The sequence below is a fragment of the Oleiphilus sp. HI0043 genome, assembly GCF_001634935.1.
The window spans coordinates 1-22,314 of record NZ_LWEY01001389.1 but is presented as its reverse complement, the minus strand read 5'-3'; the positions used below and the strand labels follow the sequence as shown (position 1 = coordinate 22,314).

21 protein-coding genes are annotated in these 22,314 nt (G+C 45.1%); 7 read left to right on the top strand and 14 right to left on the bottom strand.

Annotated elements, in window-relative coordinates; genetic code table 11:
• Positions 1–48 precede the first annotated feature (48 nt).
• The 8 genes from pdxH to A3729_RS18960 all read right to left on the bottom strand — a co-directional run bounded on the left by pdxH (position 49) and on the right by A3729_RS18960 (position 6,144).
• Positions 49–687 (bottom strand): pyridoxamine 5'-phosphate oxidase, encoded by a 639-nt coding sequence (gene pdxH / locus A3729_RS18995; protein ID WP_068515941.1) that lies wholly within the window; start codon positions 685–687, stop codon positions 49–51.
• A gap of 100 nt (positions 688–787) precedes the next feature.
• Entirely contained in the window at positions 788–1,246 is a 459-nt protein-coding gene (locus A3729_RS18990; RefSeq protein ID WP_068515943.1) for a DoxX family protein, read from the bottom strand.
• A 31-nt stretch (positions 1,247–1,277) separates the two neighbouring features.
• Positions 1,278–2,075 (bottom strand): DUF2063 domain-containing protein, encoded by a 798-nt coding sequence (locus tag A3729_RS18985; RefSeq protein WP_068515946.1) that lies wholly within the window; start codon positions 2,073–2,075, stop codon positions 1,278–1,280.
• The gene (locus A3729_RS18980) at positions 2,075–2,983 is read right to left on the bottom strand and encodes a DUF692 domain-containing protein (RefSeq protein ID WP_231872236.1); all 909 of its coding nucleotides are present in this window, start codon (positions 2,981–2,983) and stop codon (positions 2,075–2,077) included. The genes A3729_RS18985 and A3729_RS18980 overlap by 1 nt, the downstream gene beginning before the upstream one ends.
• A 33-nt stretch (positions 2,984–3,016) precedes the next feature.
• The gene (locus A3729_RS18975; protein ID WP_068515949.1) at positions 3,017–3,274 is read right to left on the bottom strand and encodes a DUF2282 domain-containing protein; all 258 of its coding nucleotides are present in this window, start codon (positions 3,272–3,274) and stop codon (positions 3,017–3,019) included.
• Positions 3,275–3,484: 210 nt separating this feature from the next.
• Positions 3,485–4,084: a TetR/AcrR family transcriptional regulator gene (locus A3729_RS18970; protein ID WP_068515953.1), complete on the bottom strand. Its 600-nt coding sequence runs from the start codon at positions 4,082–4,084 to the stop codon at positions 3,485–3,487.
• Between the two features lie 28 nt (positions 4,085–4,112).
• Positions 4,113–5,576: a tRNA uracil 4-sulfurtransferase ThiI gene (thiI, locus tag A3729_RS18965; protein ID WP_068515956.1), complete on the bottom strand. Its 1,464-nt coding sequence runs from the start codon at positions 5,574–5,576 to the stop codon at positions 4,113–4,115.
• Between the two features lie 250 nt (positions 5,577–5,826).
• Positions 5,827–6,144, bottom strand: coding sequence for a cytochrome c (locus tag A3729_RS18960; protein WP_197470243.1), 318 nt, complete (start codon positions 6,142–6,144; stop codon positions 5,827–5,829).
• Positions 6,145–6,646: 502 nt separating this feature from the next.
• On the opposite strand from A3729_RS18960, the gene A3729_RS18955 reads away from it, so the two are divergent.
• The 3 genes from A3729_RS18955 to A3729_RS18945 all read left to right on the top strand — a co-directional run bounded on the left by A3729_RS18955 (position 6,647) and on the right by A3729_RS18945 (position 10,429).
• Positions 6,647–7,087 carry a methylglyoxal synthase gene (locus tag A3729_RS18955; RefSeq protein ID WP_068515959.1) on the top strand — a complete coding sequence of 147 codons (441 nt, stop codon included), beginning with the start codon at positions 6,647–6,649 and terminating at the stop codon, positions 7,085–7,087.
• Positions 7,088–7,278: 191 nt separating this feature from the next.
• On the top strand, positions 7,279–8,304 hold the full coding sequence (locus tag A3729_RS18950; RefSeq protein WP_068515961.1) for a putative solute-binding protein: 1,026 nt from the start codon (positions 7,279–7,281) through the stop codon (positions 8,302–8,304).
• An 85-nt stretch (positions 8,305–8,389) separates the two neighbouring features.
• Positions 8,390–10,429, top strand: coding sequence for a TRAP transporter large permease subunit (locus A3729_RS18945; protein WP_068515966.1), 2,040 nt, complete (start codon positions 8,390–8,392; stop codon positions 10,427–10,429).
• A 9-nt stretch (positions 10,430–10,438) separates the two neighbouring features.
• Here the strand turns inward: A3729_RS18945 and A3729_RS18940 are convergent, their stop codons facing one another.
• From A3729_RS18940 to A3729_RS18920, 5 genes are read right to left on the bottom strand one after another with little or no spacing between them, the layout of a single operon-like run.
• Positions 10,439–10,852, bottom strand: coding sequence for a copper chaperone PCu(A)C (locus A3729_RS18940; protein WP_068515970.1), 414 nt, complete (start codon positions 10,850–10,852; stop codon positions 10,439–10,441).
• 40 nt (positions 10,853–10,892) lie between these two features.
• Complete coding sequence (gene hemH / locus A3729_RS18935) at positions 10,893–11,915, bottom strand: ferrochelatase (protein WP_068515972.1); 1,023 nt, start codon at positions 11,913–11,915, stop codon at positions 10,893–10,895.
• An 18-nt stretch (positions 11,916–11,933) separates the two neighbouring features.
• Positions 11,934–12,707 carry an ElyC/SanA/YdcF family protein gene (locus A3729_RS18930; protein WP_082865018.1) on the bottom strand — a complete coding sequence of 258 codons (774 nt, stop codon included), beginning with the start codon at positions 12,705–12,707 and terminating at the stop codon, positions 11,934–11,936.
• Positions 12,707–13,534 (bottom strand): DUF2914 domain-containing protein, encoded by an 828-nt coding sequence (locus A3729_RS18925; protein WP_068509595.1) that lies wholly within the window; start codon positions 13,532–13,534, stop codon positions 12,707–12,709. Before A3729_RS18925 ends, A3729_RS18930 begins: the two co-directional genes overlap by 1 nt.
• A 10-nt stretch (positions 13,535–13,544) precedes the next feature.
• Positions 13,545–14,249 (bottom strand): ankyrin repeat domain-containing protein, encoded by a 705-nt coding sequence (locus A3729_RS18920; protein WP_068515975.1) that lies wholly within the window; start codon positions 14,247–14,249, stop codon positions 13,545–13,547.
• 168 nt (positions 14,250–14,417) lie between these two features.
• Between A3729_RS18920 and A3729_RS18915 the strand changes: the two genes are divergently transcribed.
• Entirely contained in the window at positions 14,418–16,658 is a 2,241-nt protein-coding gene (locus A3729_RS18915; RefSeq protein ID WP_068514409.1) for an ATP-dependent helicase, read from the top strand.
• A 12-nt stretch (positions 16,659–16,670) separates the two neighbouring features.
• Here the strand turns inward: A3729_RS18915 and A3729_RS18910 are convergent, their stop codons facing one another.
• Positions 16,671–17,069 (bottom strand): acyl-CoA thioesterase, encoded by a 399-nt coding sequence (locus tag A3729_RS18910; protein WP_068514412.1) that lies wholly within the window; start codon positions 17,067–17,069, stop codon positions 16,671–16,673.
• Between the two features lie 360 nt (positions 17,070–17,429).
• On the opposite strand from A3729_RS18910, the gene A3729_RS18905 reads away from it, so the two are divergent.
• The 3 genes from A3729_RS18905 to pstA all read left to right on the top strand — a co-directional run.
• Entirely contained in the window at positions 17,430–18,398 is a 969-nt protein-coding gene (locus A3729_RS18905) for a PstS family phosphate ABC transporter substrate-binding protein (RefSeq protein ID WP_068514415.1), read from the top strand.
• A 156-nt stretch (positions 18,399–18,554) separates the two neighbouring features.
• Positions 18,555–20,837, top strand: a complete 2,283-nt coding sequence (locus A3729_RS18900; RefSeq protein WP_068514474.1) for an ABC transporter permease subunit — start codon at positions 18,555–18,557, stop codon at positions 20,835–20,837.
• 11 nt (positions 20,838–20,848) lie between these two features.
• Positions 20,849–22,314: phosphate ABC transporter permease PstA (gene pstA / locus A3729_RS18895; RefSeq protein ID WP_068634183.1), on the top strand; the 1,466-nt coding region annotated here is incomplete at its 3' end.

Genomic DNA, 22,314 nt, shown 5'->3' with positions numbered 1-22,314 from the left:
CTGTAGGCAGACCCTTCCACGGCTCGCTGGCTGGTTAGCACCCTCGGCCTACGGCGCTAGCCTTTCGATCGACCAACTATCATCATGCAAACGCGTATATTGGAAACGATCATGAAGTCGATTTTCACGTCCTTGCCAAAATTCGATTCGAGCCGGCACTATGCGATAGCCGCCCCATGACGAAGGTAAAGGAATCGAACCGGATTTAAATTTCTCTGCCGCTTCACGATACTTTTGTTCTAGAAAAGAACGAGACTCGATCACTTCGCTCTGATCACTACACCAAGCACCAATCTGACTGCCACGCGGCCTGGTTGCAAAATATTTCAAGGAAGCGGCACTGGATATCTTTTCACAACGTCCTTCCACCTTCACCTGACGGTTCAGTGGTAACCAGGGGAACAACATCGCTACTTGAGGGTAGGCTTTAATCTGCTGAGACTTTCGGCTGTTGTAGTTAGTGAAGAAAACAAAGCCGTTTTCATCAAATAACTTCAGTAATACCGTTCGAATGGAGGGGCCTACTTCAAGGTCTGTTGTCGCCAGACTGAAGGCATTTGCATCTTGTATGTCTGCATCATTTGCCTGTTGAAACCAGTGTTCAAACTGCTTGAACGGGTCATCAAGTAATTCATCACGGTCCAGGCCCTGGCTCATATATTCGCGACGATAGTCACCGATATCCATACTCTCTTCCTAGCTTGTTGAATCAGATTTAGCTCCAATATTGAGGCTAATATCTTGATAATACAAGCTAAGTAAAAGCGAGAGAAGAGAAATCTTGTTTCTATGCCAAATTCGCGAAAAAGCGCTTTTGGATCCAAGCATCAAGTGACGCTTTACCAGGCCCATACATCACCAAAACCAAGAGCATCGCGCCCCAGAAATAGTGGTCATTAACACCACCTGGGCTAATATCCGGGTAAGAGATAACGGCAACGATATTTAAGACAAATAGAGCCCCGGCACTAAAACGTCCGGCTAAACCAATCACCAACAATACCGGGAAGACTAGCTCAGCAAAGGTAGACAAATAGGCGGCGACATCAAAGGGAATCAAAGGCACATCGTATTCATATTCAAACAGCATCAATGTGCTATCCATACTCTTTACCTTCGATAAGCCAGCTAGAAAAAATACTTTCGCCAAGTACAAACGAAAGACAATAATCATAATAATCTGGCTTTTATCCACCCAGCGAGTGGCATTTAAATACAGCGACGCAACAGTAGAGACTTGACTCATATTTAATCCTAATGTGGTAATTTGGAACGATTTATTCGGCTAATGTGAAGCCGACAAACCAAACTCGTTGAACAGCCAAAGCAAGTGTTTGGTTAATTTCTTCTAGTGGATACTTGGACTGCAGTTCTTGCAGAATAGTTCCCAAGTTTTTCTTTTTATTTATCGAAGAGAGTAGTTCGAATTCCAAGTCGGATAGCTGATCGACACGTAGCTGGTAATGCGCCGCTCGCCATACCAACAAGTGCCGTGAACCGGAATCTAAATTCAAGGGTTGATCTTCATTCCCTTCTGCTTTGTCTCGATCTTCCAGGCACTTATCACGGATCTCTTTAATCGGATAGTTGCAGGAAAGTAAGTGGGCACTGGCTGGAAGCAAAAAAGTTATCTTGTCATATCGATCTTCATCAATTTCAGATAAGCGAATAGCGTCAAGGGGCTGCTCATCTTTGGCGTGAAAAGCCAAATGCCAATACCACTCAAGCTGTGCCAAATCTTTAGCGTAAGGGAGCGATTTAAGTGCCTCAAAGTCTCCAACATATTCTGGAAACTCGGCACCATAGTGGTCCAGACTCGCTGACGCGGGAGGGTGTGCTTTAACATAACGCAGTGCTAATGCCTGAAAAAACTGCTCACCAACACATTGCAAAAAGGCAGGATAAATATCTGCTAATGCAGAACATAAGTTGCCGTAAACACTGCCGCGATAAATCGCTAAACACTGCTCAGGATCAAGCTTCTCACCCGCTTGAATAAATGCCCCTGGCTTGATATCCGTCTCTAGATTATAGATGCCTGAAATAAAGGCTTGATGAATGTTCGCAAGCTTCATTACCTGGATACCTGCTCTGCAGAAGCAAGACTGGAATACTTTGAGCACTGAGCCATCATGCGGGCTGCGTTGCTCTGCTCTTCCTGCAGAACGGAAAAATCCGGAATATCAGTATCCCATTCAATCAAAGTAGGAATAGGGCCAAATCGCTCCAACGCTGTTTGGTAAAGTTGCCAAACCGGTCCGTGCACCCTTGCGCCATGCGTATCGAGCAAGTGCGTGCCCTGATCTTCGAAGCCCGCCAAGTGCATTTCTTTTATGCGTTTTACAGGCAAAGCCCGAATGTATTCTTGCGGATCAAATTTGTGGTTCATTGCGCTGACATAGATATTATTCACATCACATAAAATATCGCAGTCAGCCTGCTCGGCGACCTCGGACAAAAACTGCACTTCTGCCATCGCATCAACTGTAAAACTTAAATAGCTCGAAACATTTTCGACCAATATACGACGTCCCAGATAATTCTGAACTTGGTCAATTCGTGAGACGATATGCTTAATTGCCTCCATGGTATAAGGCATGGGAAATAGTTCATTACCATGTACGCCATCAAAAGAAGCCCAACACAAGTGATCAGACACCAGCGTTGGTTGAAAGCGTTCTATAAGTGACTTTAAGCGTTTGAGGTAGGATTGATCTAAGGGATCAGTTGAGCCTAAAGACATGCCGACACCATGAAAGGTAACCGGGTATAAATCCCGAACCTGCTCCAGGTAATCAAGAGGCTGACCACCGTCGCTCATATAATTGTCGCTTAGTGCTTCAAACCAGGGGATATCAGGGCGTGAATTCAGAATCGTTTGATAGTGTGCAGAACGTAAACCTATACCTGCACCCTGAAGCGCTTGTGGCTCAGGAGAAGCAGGATGATCGGTTGGCATTCCCTGCGATAAGATATGATTCATCAGTTAATGCCACCGATAGAAGTGCTAAGTAACTTACTTCACTTTACCATTTACAATTTTTGAACAAGTGCCTTCTGGAACATATACCCATTCCTCAGGGTCACCGTCTTTAGCAGCTTGGCCAGCACAACTATGCTTTGAGGTACCACAGTCATTCATACCGGCTTTAGCAATACCCTGACATTTTTCAAAACCAGGCTTGCCTGCTAGTGCGTCAGTTGACGCAGCCATAACACCCATTGCGACCATGCTTGCGATTGCTGATTTGCTTAAGATTTTTGCGTTATTCATTGTTTTAACCCTGTGTAATTCATCTAAAAAGTAACGGTTAACTAAAGTAGTTGCTCATTATTAATTCCCGAATTTTGTGATCGGGATATTGTTAAAGACCCAGGCCAATCTAAAAAGTTCAGAAATTAGCAAATTTATTTTAGTTGAAGTGGAATTTTGTTCTAGTTATTAGACATTAAATGGAGGTAATTTATCTTTTATATCAGACAATTACTTTGAAGCCATTCGCTCAATTCCACCTATAAATAAATTCCCTAGAAACTCAGCCTTCTCTTTAGCTGAGTACTCATCATCACTGACAGAAAAAATGTCAATGCTCGAAGCGATCATTGCAGACGTCATCATCGATACAGGGAACTTAGGCGCCATTCCCACCTCAACAGCAAGCTGCATATCACGAGACAAGTCGTCAATAATCTCGGTAAGCTCTTCTTTTTCTGATAGCACCTGCTTAAACACTGGGGCATTTTTTGAAATCATCAGCTGCATTTTGGGGTACTGAGAGATCAGTTTACTGTAAGCGAGAAAAGCACCTTTGATAAAGCCTTCCAAAGTTGTTGCACTTTGACGCGCCTGGCTCAAAGTCGTGCGCACTTTCATTAAAAAGCCAGTGAGCAGCTCAGAAAAGATCGTGTCTTTATCACCGCAGTGATTATAAAAAGTACCTACAGACAGGCCACTTTCGCTGACAATATCATTGATAGTTGCTCGCTCATAACCAACCGTCGAAAACACTTCAAGCCCAGCCTCTAGAATGGCCTTGCGGTTATTTATTTTTTTTTGTTCTCTCCGCCCCAGTTTCAGGCTCATAATATTGTCTCTTCATTCATATTGCTTATTAAGGAGCATACACCCCTATTTTTTCGTAGCCCATGCCTTTTAAGTGACTGGCATGCAGCTGACTCATCGTACCTTTTTCACAGTAAAGCAGATACTGCTGATCAGCTTCAAGTTGATCCAATTTGGACATCAGTTCATAAAACGCAATGTTCTTGATTTCATTATTCGTCAAAACAAGCGGACTTTTTTCAACTTCGTCCGGGTGGCGGATATCGATAATCACATCATCAACCTCAGGCACATTCACCAAATCAACTTCAGCGATGGTTTGGATTCTTGACATCACTTCATCGATTTTAGTGCTCACCCGCTGTTCTACTGCGCGCTCGAGTACTTCAAAGTCAAAGTTATCTTCTTCTTCCAGAATTCGTTCCATCTTGGCACGAGTTGTTGGGCGATCGGAGATCACACCACAATATTCCGGCATATTCTTGGCAAATTCTTCTGTACCGATTTTTGCTGACAAAGAGATAATATCTTGTTTATCCATGGTAATAAGCGGGCGTAATACCAAGGTATCGGTGACTTTATTAATCACACTCATGTTTGCCAAGGTCTGACTGGATACCTGCGCAACGCTATCCCCCATAACCAGGGCCTCGATGCCCATCTGATCCGCAACCTTTTCTGCTGCCCGCAACATCATACGTTTGAGGATAACGCCCATTTGCGAGTGATGTACATTCTTTAGTATCTCAGCAACCACCTCTTCAAAAGGCACAGCAACAAATTTCACGCGATGTGAAACGCCGTATTTCTCCCATAAATATAAAGCGACCTGTTTAACACCAATCTCATGCGCGGCTCCGCCCAGATTGAAAAAGCAGAAATGCGTCTTCAAGCCTCTTTTCATGGTTAAGTAGCTGGCAACTGTCGAATCAAAACCACCAGACATGAGTGACAACACGTCGTCCTGTGCACCTATCGGATAACCGCCCAGGCCTTCATAGCGTTGTTCGATTATATAAAGATCCGAGTCCCGGACTTCCAGCATGACCGTCACTTCAGGATTATGTAGATCTACACCCGCAGTCTCTCCTGCTCGCAGTAAACCGCCCCCTACATAACGTTCTAACTCATGGGAGGTAAAAGAGTGCTGACCGGCACGCTTAATACGCACAACAAAGCGCTTGCCTTTAAGCTCCTCGCCCAGAGCACGATGAGTATGCTCTACAATTTCGTCAAAGTTGTCATCGATATTATCAATCTGATAGCGCTGCACTCGAAGAATATTTGCAATACCCGGAATACGCTGAAGGGTAGCCGCTAGGTTCTCAGCTTTTTCTTGAGAATCGTCATTCAGGTTAACTTCGATCTTATCCCAAAAACCCTGAACCTTGACGTCTTCAAACTCTTTCTTTAACACAGCACTGATATTTTGCCGAAGCTGTTTTACCAAGCGCTGCCTGACTGGCTTGCTCTTAATGGTAATTTCTGGAAACAGTTTGACGACAAATTTCATATAAATCTCACAACAAATCAGGTTTAAGGCATTCTAAAAACGAGACTTATTCTAACCTGATTTTGTTCAATCACTAAGCAAAAATGCACACAGAGGAGTAGATGAGAACAATCTATGAATATAAAGCAGAAAAATGCTAGCTATGAAGGAGGGGAAAGAACTTGTAGGCACCTTAGGAACTACCCTACCCGATGAGTATGGTTTCCCAGCTACCTACAAGTTAACTAAATGGCCTGAGGAACAAACAAGACTATTTTAAAGAAGCGTAGTAAGCCGCTAAATTATCAATATCAGCGTCACTCAATGCAGCTGCCTGGCCCTGCATGATTGCCGCCATACCACCGTTACGCTGCTTGGTTTTATAAGCTTTCAGTGAGCTCACCAAATAAGCTTCGTTTTGTCCTGCCAAATTAGGGTAAGTTGGAATAGCTGCAATACCGGCAGCACCATGACAGGCTGCACATACTGCTGATTTAGCTTTACCCGCAGCAGCATCACCTGCTACAACACTTCCACTTACTGCAAGTGAACCCGCTACCAAAACCGATGTAACTAGCTTTCTCATCATTATTTCTCTCTCTATTTTTACCAAGGTTTTACCTTAATCCGACAATCCATCGTATTATCAGCGTAATGCACATAGCTTAGCTCAAGGGACAATATTTGTCATGAGACTTCAGCGGCACAACAGCATCTTATTACATAGCACGAAGCTATCTCTACCCGGTTTCCGGCTTACTTGACCTGAGTCAACTGGTATTGCTATCAAGTACGTTATATTGAACCTATAGCGTCAAGTATTAGTCTTGATCGCTCGTTTTAATCAAGTGTGGTAACTTGTTATGCCTCGGTTTTCCGGGGCTTTTTTTTGCCTAAGCATTCACCATCCTGGGCCAATACAGCCAAATAATGTCACAAATTTGCAATAGCTTTTAAGTAATTTATATACAAAGCAAAATCTTAGCTAGACTTATATTTTAAGACGGCCCTGAAAACCTACGTTGGCTTCCAGGGCCTCTCTATCACTTTCCAAGAATGATAATAATGAGTGAGACAACTCGGGACACAGAATGAATCCAATTGAAAATATCGCTTTAATCGCTCACGATAATCGTAAAAGCGACCTTGTTGCTTGGCTAAACCAGCATATCGAAGCTTTAAGTAGCTGCCAGTTCACTACGACAGGAACAAGCGGTAAGCTCATCGAAGAAAAAACAGGCCTAAGCGTGAACCGTGTTCAAAGCGGCCCTTTAGGTGGTGACCAGCAAATAGGCGCACTAATTGCTGACGGCAAAATTGATTTGCTGATCTTTTTTTGGGATCCACTCGAACCCATGTCTCATGACCCGGATATTAAAGCGCTACTCCGACTGGCAACGCTTTGGAATATTCCCGTCGCGTGTAACAAGAGCACCGCTGACTTTATCGTCCATTCTCCACTAATGAATAATTATCAGCGCGAAACACCCGATTTCAGTGATTATCAAAATCGACCAATAGTCACGAAATAATACTTTTGAGACTTCCTACCTTTCCGTAGAGGGCCTATTTCGGTTAGGATTCTTATCTCTAAAGATGCACGCCTAAATTATATAGGGCCCTGTATAACCTGCAGGTCCTTGTTCCAAGGGAACTATTAATCATTTTCTTAGGCTGCTCTACCTGACACACTCCAGATAGATAAGAGAAAGCAGTGAATAATATGATCTCCTCAAGCAAGCGCCGTCTGCCGATGACTTTGATAGTACTCAGCCTTTTAGCAATTTCTAACAGCTCTTTCGCTAGCCAGCTATCTCCACTTACTATGTGTGTATTTGACTTCGTGGGTCATGACGGCCCGGTACACAAGCGTATGAAGGAATTCAAAATCGATGCAACACGCTGGGGCGTAGACCTTTCTTTCAAAGTTTATACAGATGACCGTGTTGCCTCTGAAGAGTTCAAGAACGGTGTTTGTGATATGTTGAACCTGCCAGGTATTCGCGCACGAGAATATAATGACTTTACTGGTTCTATCAATGCTGTCGGCGCGATCCCCACATACAAACACTTAGGTATGATCATTAAAACCTTGAGTAGCCCAAAAGCTGGAAAGCTTATGCGCAAGGGCGAATACGAAGTTATCGGCATATCGCCAATCGGTGCCATTTTTCTATTCGTAAAAGACAGAGATATTAGCGTACCTTCAGATTTGGCTGGCAAGAAAGTAACAGTGCTCGACAATGCACCTGAAACAGGCTACCTGGCTGAGAAGATCGGCTTAACCCCCGTGTCCTCAAGTATTATGAATGCTTTGCAGAAGTTTAATAACCATGCTGTAGATATTACGGGTGCGCCTGGTCTGGCTTATGAGCCTATGGAAATGTATAAAGGCCTTGAACCAAATGGTGGCATCATTAACTGGCCCAGTCTCCAGGTGACTATGCAGCTAATCGTTCGCTGGAAAAAGATTCCTGATGGCTTTGCCCAGAAGACTCGCACATTACTGGCAAATAAATACCTTAGTGATATCAAATCAATTGAGCAGAGCGAGCAAACTATCCCCGAGAAATATTGGATCAATATTTCAGATCAAGCTAAGGATGAGTGGAATGAACTATTTCGTGAAAGCCGTTTAGCCTTGCGGGACAGAAATGTATACAACGCAAAAGCGTTAACCTTGTTCAGAAAAGTTCGCTGTAAAGTCGACCCCAACTTGGCTGAGTGTACTTCTAAAGATAAGGAATAATTTCATTTGGGGTGACGGTCTCCGTTCGGAAATGCATTAGCTGCCACCCCAGTTTCATAATCGTAAAATAACAAAAACGATTCTTATGGACGTAGCAAGCCGCTGGCTCAAGCGCTGTCTATCGCTGACTGTTCTGATACTTTTACTCGGCACGGTAACAGCAGGTACCAGCGAAAACATTAATGCACAAATGCTCAAACTAGGAATTTATCTGTGGGATGACTACTTCATTCTACGTGGAGAAGAGCCTAAGCCTGAATGCAACCCAAAGCCTGATATAGAGCTGCAACTGGATGAACTTGAGCGCGAATTCAATGCCGAGAACCAGGACTTTGAGCTGCTCGCTGACGAGTTTAACCGCGATGCTGCACGTAGCTCTCTACTAAAGCAAGTTAAGGTCTGCCAAAGTAAACACCAAGCGGCACAAACCTACCTGGCGCAAACAGACATTTGGGTTAGAGCCTTCGCGAGCATCGAAGCTTCCTTCGCTCAAATCAGCTTATTTTCAATTAACCAGCAAAAATCCATGCTGATCATCCTGCTACTCCTATGTGCCACCTACGCAACCTGGCGCAATGAGCATATTGCCTTCAGAGGCATTCGAAACAAGCATGAACACTACTTTTCTTATGCTGCGCAAACACTCGCGGCACTGAGCTTGTTTTATTCCAGCTATCGATTTTATAAGGACGCAGAAGACGCTGGAGCAAGCCTTAGTTCACCCGAACTCCTTGCTACGCTTATTGTCGGTAGCGCCGTGCTAAGTCTAGTGAGTTTCATCAAGCTTTTTAAAACCCGGCACCTAAGTAAACAAAACACTTCTCCCTTTAGAATGGTGCTTACAGTTCCCATTCAAACCTGGATGCTTCTGGCAGCTGCGTATCATTTTTTTGTCAACGAAGAGCATGCTCCTGGCATCAGCATGTACTTTACTCAGATATTCCAACTGACTAATCTACATCTGACGATCGCTCTCTATATATGGGTCGGAATGCTGCTTAAAGAGACCTTGCTTGGCGCGAAGCTTTTTGATGTCTTTAAACCCTGGAACTTTCCCCCTGAAATACTGGCCTGCATCGCCATCGCATTAATGGCTGTACCAACTGCTTATACAGGGGCCTCAGGTATTATCATTATTGCCATGGGTGCTGTGGTTTATCAGGAGTTGAGGCGTGTTGGTACTCGGCGTCAGCTTGCACTGGCGGTCACCGCAATGACCGGAAGCTCAGGCGTTGTATTAAGGCCCTGCCTGTTGGTAATCGGTATTGCCATTCTCAACAAAGAAGTCTTGAGTGATGATTTGTTTTATTGGGGAAGCCGGGTTTTCATGCTAACGCTTGCAGTGTTTTTTATGTTTGCCATGCTGACTCGACGTGGGCCTTTAAGCATCGCACCTTTTAGCGAAGCATTTCAGCCTTCTATTACAAAGTTTCGAGCACTGCTTCCTTATATCATCATTATTGCGCTCAGCATGTTGATTTACGCCGTATTGTTGAATGCCTATCTTGATGAATTTTCAGCCCCGATTATCCTCCCCGTTATTATGTTCGCCTTTATTATTTATGAACGTAAGTTCAGCCGGGACTTTGAGCAGCAAAATAAGACCTTGAATGTTAGCCCCAATATCGTATCGGCGTTTAACAATGCTATTGGCAATTCTTCGGTGCAAATTGGCGCGCTACTGATGCTAATGGCTTGCTCTTTTACGATTGGCGGCATTCTAGAACGGAGCGGTAGTGGTTTATCCATACCCGAAGGCTTTGAGTCAGTTTATCTAACCATGCTGGTTTTAGTCTTGTTTCTGGTTTTTGTGGGCATGGTGATGGACCCTTTTGGTGCTCTGATTTTGGTCTCAGGGCTTGTCGCACCGCTAGCTTATGAGCATGGAATTAACCCTATACATTTTTGGATGACCTGCCTGGTAGCGTTTGAGTTGGGTTACCTGAGCCCACCGGTCTCTTTGAACCATTTGTTAACACGGCAAGTGGTTGGTAGTCAGGAGGTTGATTTGGCACTAAGTGAAGGCGATAGTTTTTACTATCGCCATGAGCGTATCTTGTTACCGCTAATGGTGATGTCGACCACCTTATTATTAGTCGCCTTTACGCCGTTTATGTTTTACTAAACAGGCTATTTATTGCTTAACTTCAGCGTTAACAATTAGCTCACCTGATTTGGCAAACTGTAAGTGCAGCTGGAAAGTATCACCTTCCTTCAAGCTTGCCTTTAAGCCCATTAGCATCAGATGGTAACCACCTGGTGCAAGCTTTAAAGGCTGTCCCTTCAACAGCGCAATCTCTTCAACATGATCCATAGACATCACCCCATTAGACATTGAGGAAAGGTGTAACTCAACCATGGATGCCTGAGGGCTTGAAGCTGAAACCAGCGTATCGTCGATGGAACTGGTTAGGGTCATATACGCTGCAGTGGTTTTAACCATCGGCGGCAATAAGCGCACCCACTCACCTTCAACGCTTATTTCTGCACGGGCATGACCGGCAATCAATAATACCGCCATCACCGCAATTTTAAAAAAGTTCATCATCAACTCCTATTACCTTAGCTCGCTTGCAAAGACCTGCACATTACAACCAACCTTGCACGTTTTCATTTATTAAACTTGCCAGCACCTTGATATGCGCCTCACTGGCATTTAAGGCCGGAATATATTCATAGCGTTCGCCACCACCTTCAAGAAAATAGTCCCTGTTTTCTACGCCAATTTCTTCGATAGTTTCCAAACAATCTGCAGAAAAACCCGGACAAATTACCTGCACAAAGCGTGTCCCCTGCTTCGCGAGGGATTTTAGCGTTTCATCAGTATACGGCTGCAGCCACTCTGCAGCGCCAAAGCGTGATTGGAAAACGGTCATATACTGATCACCATTTAATTCAAGCGCCTCAGCAATCAACTGACTGGTTTCATTACACTGGGTATAGTAAGGGTCGCCTTTATCATGACTAAATTTAGGCAAACCATGATAAGACAAAAGCAGCTTTTCGGCTTGTCCGTGCAGTTTCCAATGTTCACGAATACTCTCGACAATCGCGTCAATATAGGGTGGGTAATTATGGTAGCTAGCCACGAAACGCAAGCTTGGTATCTGGCGGCGGGAAACATAATCTTTAGCGACTGCATCAAATGTTGAGCCACCTGTGGCACTGGCATACTGGGGATATAAAGGAAGCACTAAAAGCTTATCGCATTGTTGTGACGCCAGTTGGTCAAGTCGGCTGGCAATAGAAGGCTCACCATACCGCATGGCATAATCGAACAATATGGATGGCTTCTCTGCGCCTGAATTAACAGCCTGTCGCAAGGCTGTAAGCTGATCTTCAGTATGATATTTAAGCGGAGAACCGCGCTCAGCCCATACCGTCTGATAGGCATGAGCCGACTTCTTGGGCCGCACTCTAAGAATGATACCATGCAGGATAAACATCCAAATTAGCCGTGGAATTTCGACAACGCGGGGATCAGATAAAAATTCTGACAAATAGTGCCTCAAAGCCTTCGCTGTTGGCGCCTCTGGCGTACCTAAGTTAGTGATTAATACACCAACTTTCCCTTCGCTAGAAGGATAAACTTTTCCCGCTTTTAAACCCATAAATCAATTTTCCAAACGTTATGCTATTAAGCGCGCCCATAAATAGCCTAAGTACTCATGCCACGCTGCATCGGTTTTTGCCAGGTTTCGTGACTTTGGTATCCAGCTTCGCCAGCCTAAGCAATTCACTTCACATGACCTGAAATTTGTTGGCGAAGCAAGCAATGACTTAGTCTCGCCTTGCTGCAAAGTGATTTCTTTCTTAAACAAATAGACAGAACGGGGCATATGCATTGCTGACGTCACTAACGCAAATTTGGCACCGTTTATAAATTTAACCCAATGCCTGGCCTCTTCTGCCGTATCCTTTACCTCTTCAGCCAAATAAATATCGCTCTCGGGTACTCCAAGGGCTATCGCCACTCGTGATGCCGCTTTAGCATGAGATTCAATATCATCCCCATGATAGCCAGAAAGTAATAACTTTGACCCGGGATTTGCTCTGTAAATCATCAAGCCTTCAGTCAACCGACTTAATGAGGTTCCGCTCAATAGACTGCTTAAAGGTCGCTCATTCGCTGTTGAATGCCCGCCACCTAACACTAAAACAAAATCTACGGGCTGGCCTTGGTAGGCGGGATACTGTGACTCAAGAGGCCTGATCAAAGCATCCGTCACCGGTGAAAGGCTCAAAATAAATAAAGCAGTAATACTGAATAAACTGAGTATTCTGCCTAGCTTTACATAACGCTTTCGATAGAAAAAACCTGCTAACAGTAAACCGATCAAGATAAGCGGTACCGACATTAACGACATACCTAGCAGCTTTTTTAGGCCGAACAAGATATCCATCAGTTTGCGCTAACAACCTCAAAGTCTGCAAGAATATAAAGTTCACCTGAAGCGTCCAACACTTTCACCTGCCAAGCACCCAGCATATGTTTATCAATAAACTTACTTGAGTAGGACTTCTGTTTAGCAACATTTACCGGGATCCTCACCTTTGCCTGCCTTACCCCCTCACGATACCAGTGATGATAGAGTGTAGCGCCTCGCAAGCCATGCATCTCAGTATGCAGGATGACTTTGATCAGCCCGGATTCAGGCATTACGACACGATGCTGCAAGGGTTCTCCTGGAACATCATTCTTAATACTTAGGCTCAGCACAGCTTCTTTTATGGCGCTATTTATAATCAGGACAGAAGCTGGGCTCGCCTCGGAAATTTTGACTGCAGGCTGAGCGTTAACGCTTTCATCGCTGTCTGTCTCAAGAGGCTTAGCTTCAGGTGCCGGGGCTTTAATTTCTTTAGGCTCTTCAACAACTTTGGGTGTACTCACAAGCTGCGCTAGTTCCTCTGGCTTTAACTCTCCCAAAGGTGGCACCGTTACTTCGGGCTTTGGTGAAGCCTGCTTTACAGAGTCAGGATCGTCTGTTTTTTCTATGACCGCTATCTTCGGCTCCTTGATACTGCTATCTAGTGGTGTCTCAGCCTCATCAAAATCAAGTGCATCATCCTTGTTGGCAGTGGATAAACTGATAAGCAACACCAGCACGACTAACACAAGCAAGCCAAACCCTACGATGCGGTCCCAGCGAACAAAACTCTCTTCATAATGGCTATAGTCTTCACGCTGCTCGGGCAAAGGTCCGAGTGCTATCTTTCTTTTTGAGCTCATTTGTTTTTCTCTATGGCCGTGCGCCTGCCTGAACAAGCATTAAATCAATATCAAAGAAGCCCTTTCGTCGAGCAATTTTCAGAGCAGTATCACCGTCATCATCCTGATAATTCAGGTCCGCTCCAACAGCTATTAGCTGCTGGGAAATCAACATATTGTTATCTTCTACAACATGCATAAGCACCGAACGCCCCAAAGGGTATGCGTCAACTTGAGCACCGGCATTAATGAGTATTTTTAGCGTCGTTAGGTGGCCCTTTATCGCTGCTTTTGCTAAAGCTGTATAACCCTCTTTATCTCGATGATCCAATGATACACCTCTTACAATAAGCATTTTCACGATCTGATCAAAGCCCTGATCTGCCGCTTCAATCAACGCACTAGAGTCGCCCAATGAAAACCCTTCCTGCCACTGACTCCCTGCCGTCAACAAGATACGACTTATCGACGCATGTCCATTACTGAGAGCCAAGGAAAATGCCGTTCCTTCGGGTGCCATAGCATTCAATTTACCACCTTGAGAAAATGCCTTTTTTAAAGCACTGCTATCACCCCGTTCGGCAGCAAGCATCATTGGCGTTTTAGCAGGAACCTTTTGAGGACTGAGGTCCAGACGGCTTAGAATTGCTTCCGTTTGCTCATCATTTCCGGAAATAACACTACACGATGCTATCAACATCCCTGCAATGAATAGTATCATTAAGCGATAGTACATATAGTCAGTTCTTAGTTGTTGAGTTGAGAGAGAGTCTTAAGTTAACTCTACGCTACACCAAGGCGCCATTGTCATGTAATTTGAAGCCCCAGTAAAGCACTGCCTGGCAATCACTTTATTTGTATCAATTACCACCAAAATAAGTCACCGCTAACAAGTATTCACTGCATGCATCCAAGCCAAGATATCACCCTGACCCCCGAGCAAATTAAGGTTGTAGAATCACCCCTTGCTCATTATGTGGTCACTGCTGTCGCAGGCAGCGGTAAAACAACGACCCTAGCTCATCGGATAGTATATCTATTGAGCCAGGGCCATGATGCACGGCGAATTCTCATCCTAATGTTCAACAAAGCAGCAAAGACCGACTTTGCCGCCAAACTAAGACGGATCGGTAACCACCATAGCCGCCTTCCCGAGGTGCGAACCTTTCATGCGATGGGTTATCGGCTATACCAACGTTTTATTCAAGAAGGGCAACTGCGACCATTTAATAAACAAATCCTCAGTGATAAGGAGATCGACTTTCATATCTGGCGAATGCTAAATCAAATACTTGATTCCGAAGCCCTTAAAGATGCCAAACGTAATAAGAAAGATTACGTTGAAGCAGGCCACCAGTTTATCGAATCCGTTAAAAATGGCCTGCTGTCACCTCAACAAACCCTCTATGATCTTGATTTGAGCGATAAGTTCGGCTTTCTTCCTCAATTGTTTGATGTCTTCGAAAGCTGGCGAAAACACAACGCCAGAATCAGCTACACGGATATGCTTTACGATACCGTGATCGCTATTCAGCAAAATCCCTCTTTAGAAAAGCTTGTTAGCAACAAGATGGATATTGTGCTGGTCGATGAATACCAGGACACCAACGACCTTCAGCACGCACTGTTAAGCTATATCGCAGGGGACCGCGCCAAAGTGACCGTCGTTGGCGACCCTGATCAGACGATATACGAGTTCCGCGGCGCAAAACCCGAATACATCATTAACGGCTTTTCCCAACAGTTTCCAGGGACGCAGAAGCTCAATTTGAGCTACTCATTCCGCTATGGGCATTGCGTTTCTTTATTAGCGAACCACCTGATTTCCCACAACTCAGGGCGACAAGCACTGCTTTGCAAATCACATGAGTCAAACCCCTCTACCCGGGTAGAAGTACACAAGTCTAAAGATGACCCCAAGACAGTGATTGATATCCTCTCAGGCACCCCTTCTCAGGATTTGTCTCAGTATGCAATTCTCACGCGAGTTTGGAGTCAGACGGTGGGCATTGAGCTCGCGTTGTTAGAAGCCGGCATCAATTACCATATGGATGGCTACCCCGGTGTATTCCACTCCAATGAAGCGCAAAGTATTTGCGCACTGTTGGAGTTGGCATGTGGACACTTTAAAACCATGTCTACTGAGCAACGGGCTTTGAAACTGGACCTTCTGTTTCATTTTCCACATGTGGGTTTACCCGACACACAGATCAAGGCCTTTTGTCATACACTTGCTCAGCATGACAGCAATTGGGGACAATTGACCAAGGAAGCCATACCTGAAGATATTAAGCGTATACAAGCTATAAAATTAGAACGGCTGGCAAGAGCACTGAATGCGCTAGAGAACAAACCGCAGCCCTTAGCCGCGACCTTTGCAAGCTATTTTAATGAAACTGAATTATATGAAGGGATTCGTTCTCTTAGCCTGAGCCACGATCATGCAGAGGAAAAAGTCGCCTCAATTCAGGGAATTGCCCGCTTTCTAGCTCAACACAAGCTTAGCCTCGAAGATACGCTCAAGCTTTTTATTAAGCTACAACAAGACTCCGAGCAACATAACCATAAGACTAAAAAAACCGATACGGTCCAGCTATCGACCATTCATCGCGCAAAAGGCCTCGAGTGGAAACAAGTCATTATTCCCGGTCTCAACAACAAAACCCTGCCCTATACCTACAAAGATGAAATGCTAAGCAAAGCCTTGCTCGAAAGTGAAAGGCGTCTGTTATACGTCGCAATGACGCGTGCCAAAGAATGCTTACACCTCCTTATTCCTGAAGATGTTTCGAACAGCAAAGCTCAAATTTCACGTTTCCAGCATGAGCTTAATATCCCGCAAAGCACAGCGTTGGGAAGTGCTCTGGATAGTAAGCAAATAGAAGTCGCATTAGGCAAACCAAGTCGTATTACGAGGCAATATGCAGAAGAGTTACGGTGCACCTTGGTCGCTAGTGATATGGCTTCAGAAAATACTTCAACGAGCAGTGCAATATGGTTCGCAAATACGGTTAAGCATGTAGTACTTGGCTTAGGTTGGGTAAAAGAAGAGTCAGGAAATGCTTTTTCAGTCGAATTCGAAGATAAAGAGCTACGCACATTCAGTAAAGAAACAGCAGATCGCTTCTTTACTGTATTGGACTAGGCTTTCAAGCGCCTAATCGCTATTTGGTAGCGCCCTGATACCGCCCATTTCATCAATGGCCACATAGATAAAAACAGCTTCGGTAATCTTACGGGTTTGACTACCTCGTGTATCGGTTCCGAAAACCTCTACTCGAATTTTCATCGAACTACGCCCGGTATCCATTAGCTCGGTATAGCAACTTACTTGGTCACCGATAGAAACTGGCGATAAAAACTCTACTCTTTCAATCGCAACAGTCGCTGAGCGGCCTTTAGATATCTGGCTCGCTGCGGTCGCTGCGGCCAAATCCATCTGTTCCATTAACCAGCCAGCGTAAATGTCACCATGTACATTGGTATTACGAGGCATCGCAATGACTTGCAAAGTCAGACGACCCGAAGGCCCCAAACCCGATTCAGATGAATTCATTTGATCTCTTTCCTTTAATAAAGCGGCTTGCTTTCAGTATAGCCAAGATCGGAAAAGTGCCAGTGAAAATCATACACATGTGACCAAAACTTGAACTGGCCCCGAATATTTCATTTTTTGTCATAAAAATTGGTCAATGCCGAAGCGACTTTCTTAGATTTAGCTATCTAAGCAATACAACAACTCCCCGCTAAGCCCCGTAGATATGGGATCTAACAGTTTTTTTACATTCTTATGACACTTATGTGACAAACAAGACGGAGCTGTCACATAACTGTAACATTGCATCTTTATAGTGGCCTCATCAAGAAAGTAAGCAAACAAATTTTTCGGCAATTAAGCCACTTAGGAGCACTCAAGATGATAAAGAAAATAGTTAGTATCTTAGCCCTCAGTACATTAGGTGCTGTGAGCACTGCACACGCAGATGTTGATCCAAACCTTCCTAAATACGAGAAAGCCAGTGGCGTTTCAGGCAACCTTTCAAGTGTTGGTTCTGATACCTTGGCAAACCTGATGACACTTTGGGCCGAAGACTTTAAGCGTAACTACCCAAATGTAAACATTCAGATTCAAGCAGCGGGTTCTTCAACTGCGCCTCCAGCTTTGACTGAAGGTACCTCAAACATTGGCCCAATGAGCCGTATGATGAAAGACAAAGAGCGCGGCGCATTCGAAAAGCGTCACGGTTATGCGCCAACAGCCGTTCCAGTTGCAATCGATGCATTAGCAGTATTCGTAAACAAAGATAACCCAATCAAAGGTTTGACTATTCCTCAGATCGACGCGGTTTTTTCATCTACTCGTAAGTGTGGCTTCGACAAAGAAGTAAAAACTTGGGGTGACTTGGGTGTGACGGGTAACTTGGCTGGCCAAACTGTTCAGCTTTTCGGTCGTAACTCTGTATCAGGTACTTACGGTTACTTCAAAAAGAAAGCACTATGTAAAGGTGACTTCAAGAACAACGTAAATGAGCAGCCAGGTTCAGCATCAGTTGTTCAGGGCGTATCTGAGTCTATCAACGGTATCGGTTACTCAGGTATCGGTTACAAGACTGCATCTGTTCGCGCACTACCACTTAGCAAAAAAGCAAGCCAGCCATTTGTTGAAGCGACTTCAGCAAACGCGGTAACAGGCAAATATCCACTATCTCGCTTCCTATATGTTTACATCAATAAAGCGCCTAACAAAGACTTGTCTCCACTTGAAGCAGAGTTTGTTAAGTCAGTATTGTCTCAGCAAGGTCAGGAAGTTGTGGTAAAAGACGGTTACGTTCCACTACCTTCAAAAGTTGCTGAAAAGAGCTTGAAGGAACTTGGCCTACTGTAAATAACACAGGCTACTTCCGTCAGGGATGACGGTTACAAATTGTAATATAATAAAAAATCTTCTCACCATTCTATGATGAGGAGATTTTTACTTTATAATACGCGCACTTTTTACACGCTAAATCTTATTCGCAAAGATAATCTGGACATGACGACTATGAATAAAGCTGCTGTATCTGAGCCACCTAAGCTCGACTTTGATAGCCCTAAACTCGTACGCTACCGTAAGATTAGGAAGATCAAAGACCAGGTTGCAAGCACCTCTATTGGCATGGGAGGAGGCAGTGTCATCTTGGCGATCACGCTGATTTTCTTCTATCTGCTTTATGAAGTTATGCCATTGTTCGAGTCGGCTGAAATTGAGGCCGTCAGTGAATACCAAGTTCCAGCAGCAGACTCAGGCACAACGCTATACTACGCCATGGAAGAGCAAGCTGAAAAAGCCCTTCGTGTGACGGATCAGGGCAATATTATCTTCTTCAATACGCAAGACGGCAGCGTTGTCAGTAATCAGCGCCTACCCATCCCTGAAGGCGTTAGTGTCACAAGCGTCAGTGCTGCAGAGCCCGCCAGTCGCACTATTTTGGCAGGTTTGAGTAATGGCCAAATTATTATCGTTAAGCACAGCTACAAGATCACCTATCCAAACGATAAGCGCCTTATTACGCCTTATATCGAGTTTCCCTTTGGCGAAGAGCCAATGGATATGGACGAATCAGGGCACCCAATTACATTTGTCTCATTATCATTAACTGAAGACGCCATTTTGATCGTTGGCGCGAATGATCAAAGTGAACTGTTCTCAACTCGCTTCTCAAAAGAAGAAAACTTCATGACCGGTGAGGTAATGCTTGAAGCAGAGCCTGTTAGCATGCCGACATTGAATAGTGAACCAAAGTTCGTCATCGCTGAACCCGGTATGCGCTGGGTTTTTGTAGCATCGGAAAAAGACATCAACATCTTCGACCTGGCCGATAACGAACAGGCGACCATTAACGGCACCGTTCATTTGCCCGAGAACAGAGACATTATCGGCATGGAACTTTTACTTGGCGGTTCCTCTATATTGGTGACTGAGTCCGGCGGGATTGTTTCTCAATGGTTTATGGTTCGTGACGACAACAACCACTACTCATTACAGCGAATTCGTGACTTCTCAATTGATGAAGATTCTACGGCAGAAATCACATCAATCGCCATTGAACACCGCCGAAAAGGCTTTGCCTCGGTAGATGATAGCGGCACCATTTCTTTGTTCAACACGACTGCTCACAGCACAACATTAGAGAAGAAAGTAAGCGACGCCGCCATCACACATGCCAGCATCGCACCTCGCGCTAACTATGTATTAGTCGAAAATGAGCAAGGTCAGATTAGCTTCTGGCACATTGACAACGAACACCCTGAAATTTCTTTCTCAGCCCTATGGCAAGAAGTTTGGTACGAAGGGTACCAAGAGCCAGAGTACGTTTGGCAGTCTTCAGCCTCTAACAACGACTTTGAACCAAAGTACAGCCTGTCGCCACTTGCCTTTGGTACATTAAAAGCAGCATTTTACGCTATGCTAGTCGCGACGCCACTTGCTATCTGCGGCGCGCTATATACGGCTTACTTCATGGCACCCGCACTGCGTCGTAAAGTGAAGCCTTCGATAGAACTTATGGAAGCACTACCGACGGTTATCCTCGGTTTCTTGGCAGGTCTGTTTTTCGCGCCATTCATGGAAGATCACTTACCAGGCATCTTTGCTTGGCTCTTGATTACCCCGCTCTCTTTACTTGCGTTTGGCTTCATTTGGGTGAACTTACCCGACCGAATTAGACACGCCGTACCGGAAGGCTGGGACCCCGTGCTGTTAATTCCGGTTATCTTGTTAGCCTCGTGGTTCAGTATCGAAATTAGCCCGGTATTGGAAGTCGCCTTCTTTGGCGGCGATATGCGGTCTTGGTTGACCAATGAAATGGGCATCGATTTTGACCAGCGTAACGCCTTAGTCGTGGGCGCCGCGATGGGCTTTGCCGTCATTCCTACTATCTTCTCGATTACTGAAGATGCGATTTTCAGTGTACCGAAGCATTTGAGCTATGGCTCTCTGGCATTGGGTGCTACCCAGTGGCAAACCATGACTCGCGTCATTCTTCCTACGGCAAGCCCGGGTATCTTCTCTGCTGTAATGATCGGTATGGGTCGTGCAGTTGGTGAAACCATGATCGTATTGATGGCAACGGGTAACACGCCAATCATGGATGTGAATATTTTTGAAGGCATGAGAACCTTGTCTGCCAACATCGCAGTTGAAATGCCAGAATCCGAAGTCGGCAGTACACACTACCGTATCTTGTTCCTGGCAGCCTTTGTATTGTTCCTCTTTACCTTTGTTGTTAACACCTTTGCTGAATGGGTTCGTCAGAGCCTTCGTTCTAAGTACAGCGTAATTTAAGGATTAAAATCATGAGAGTACCTTTAAAGAAATGGTTTAAAGACGGCGATCCTTGGGTTTGGTTAAACGCTGGCGCGGTCGCAATCAGCTTGGTGATGGTCTTTAGCCTGTTAATCCTGATCGCTTCACGTGGTTTAGTGCACTTCTGGGCACATGATGTCGTCGAGGCTGATGTAGAAAACCGAAATGGCGGTACCTATAAAATCATGGGTGAGCTGGTCGAAACAGAAAGTGTTTCTGCTGTTCAGCTGAGAGAGGCTGGTTACAAGGTTCCTCAAGGCGTCGAGTTTATGGATCGTCACCTGCTTAAAATGGGTAACCGGGATGTAACGGGCAGTGACTTCCGCTGGGTATTGGATGCCTCCTTAAGTAATCGTCATTACCCTGAAGATATTATCGCAATGGAACGTCGCGAATGGGGTAACTTCTACGGCTACCTTAAAGATGTAAAAGAAAGCGGCCAGGTTGTCGCCTCTGGAAATGGCGCATGGGATGAACTGAGCAAGCGTATCGAACGTGCATTGAGCATTCATGATGAGATCTATACGATCGAAAAGGCCGAGATCGGCAGCATCAACAGCCAAATCGAGCGTTTACGCCTAAAAGAGCGCTCTTATGAGCTAAACAATGAGCTAACAGCTCAGCGTCAATTAGCGCTTAAAGAAGAACGCGCAGCGCTCGATAATCAATACAAAGGGCTGCAATCACGCCTGAGTGATTTATACACGCAAATCAATCGTGACAGTCTCGTCGCAACAACAGCGGATGGCCAAGAGCGAGAAATCGAGATAGCCCACGTTGTTCGCGCATTCCAGCCTAACAAAATGTCGCTGGCTGAGAAGATCTCCTTCTATATTGAGAAGCTAGTTGAGTTTGTTAGCGATGACCCGCGTGAAGCCAACACAGAAGGCGGTATCTTCCCCGCTATTTACGGTACGGTTTTGATGGTAATCGTCATGTCTATCATGGTGACACCACTAGGCGTTATCGCCGCTGTTTACTTGCGTGAATATGCACACCAGGGTGCAATTACCCGAATTATCCGAATCGCGGTTAACAACCTCGCCGGTGTTCCCTCTATCGTATACGGTGTATTTGGCCTGGGCTTCTTTATTTACTTCCTGGGCTCAGGTATTGATCAGGCCTTCTTCCCTGAGGCATTACCCGCGCCGACGCTAGGTACCGGTGGTTTGTTATGGGCTTCAGTCACGCTAGCGATCCTGACATTGCCAGTGGTTATTGTAGCGACTGAAGAAGGCTTATCACGTATTCCAAGATCCATTCGTGAAGGTAGCCTGGCCTTGGGCGCAACCAAAGCTGAAACACTCTGGCGTGTCGTACTACCTATGGCAAGCCCTGCAATGATGACCGGTGTTATTCTTGCGATTGCTCGTGCAGCGGGTGAAGTTGCGCCATTGATGCTGGTAGGTGTGGTTAAGCTAGCGCCTTCATTACCGCTAGATGGCAACTACCCTTA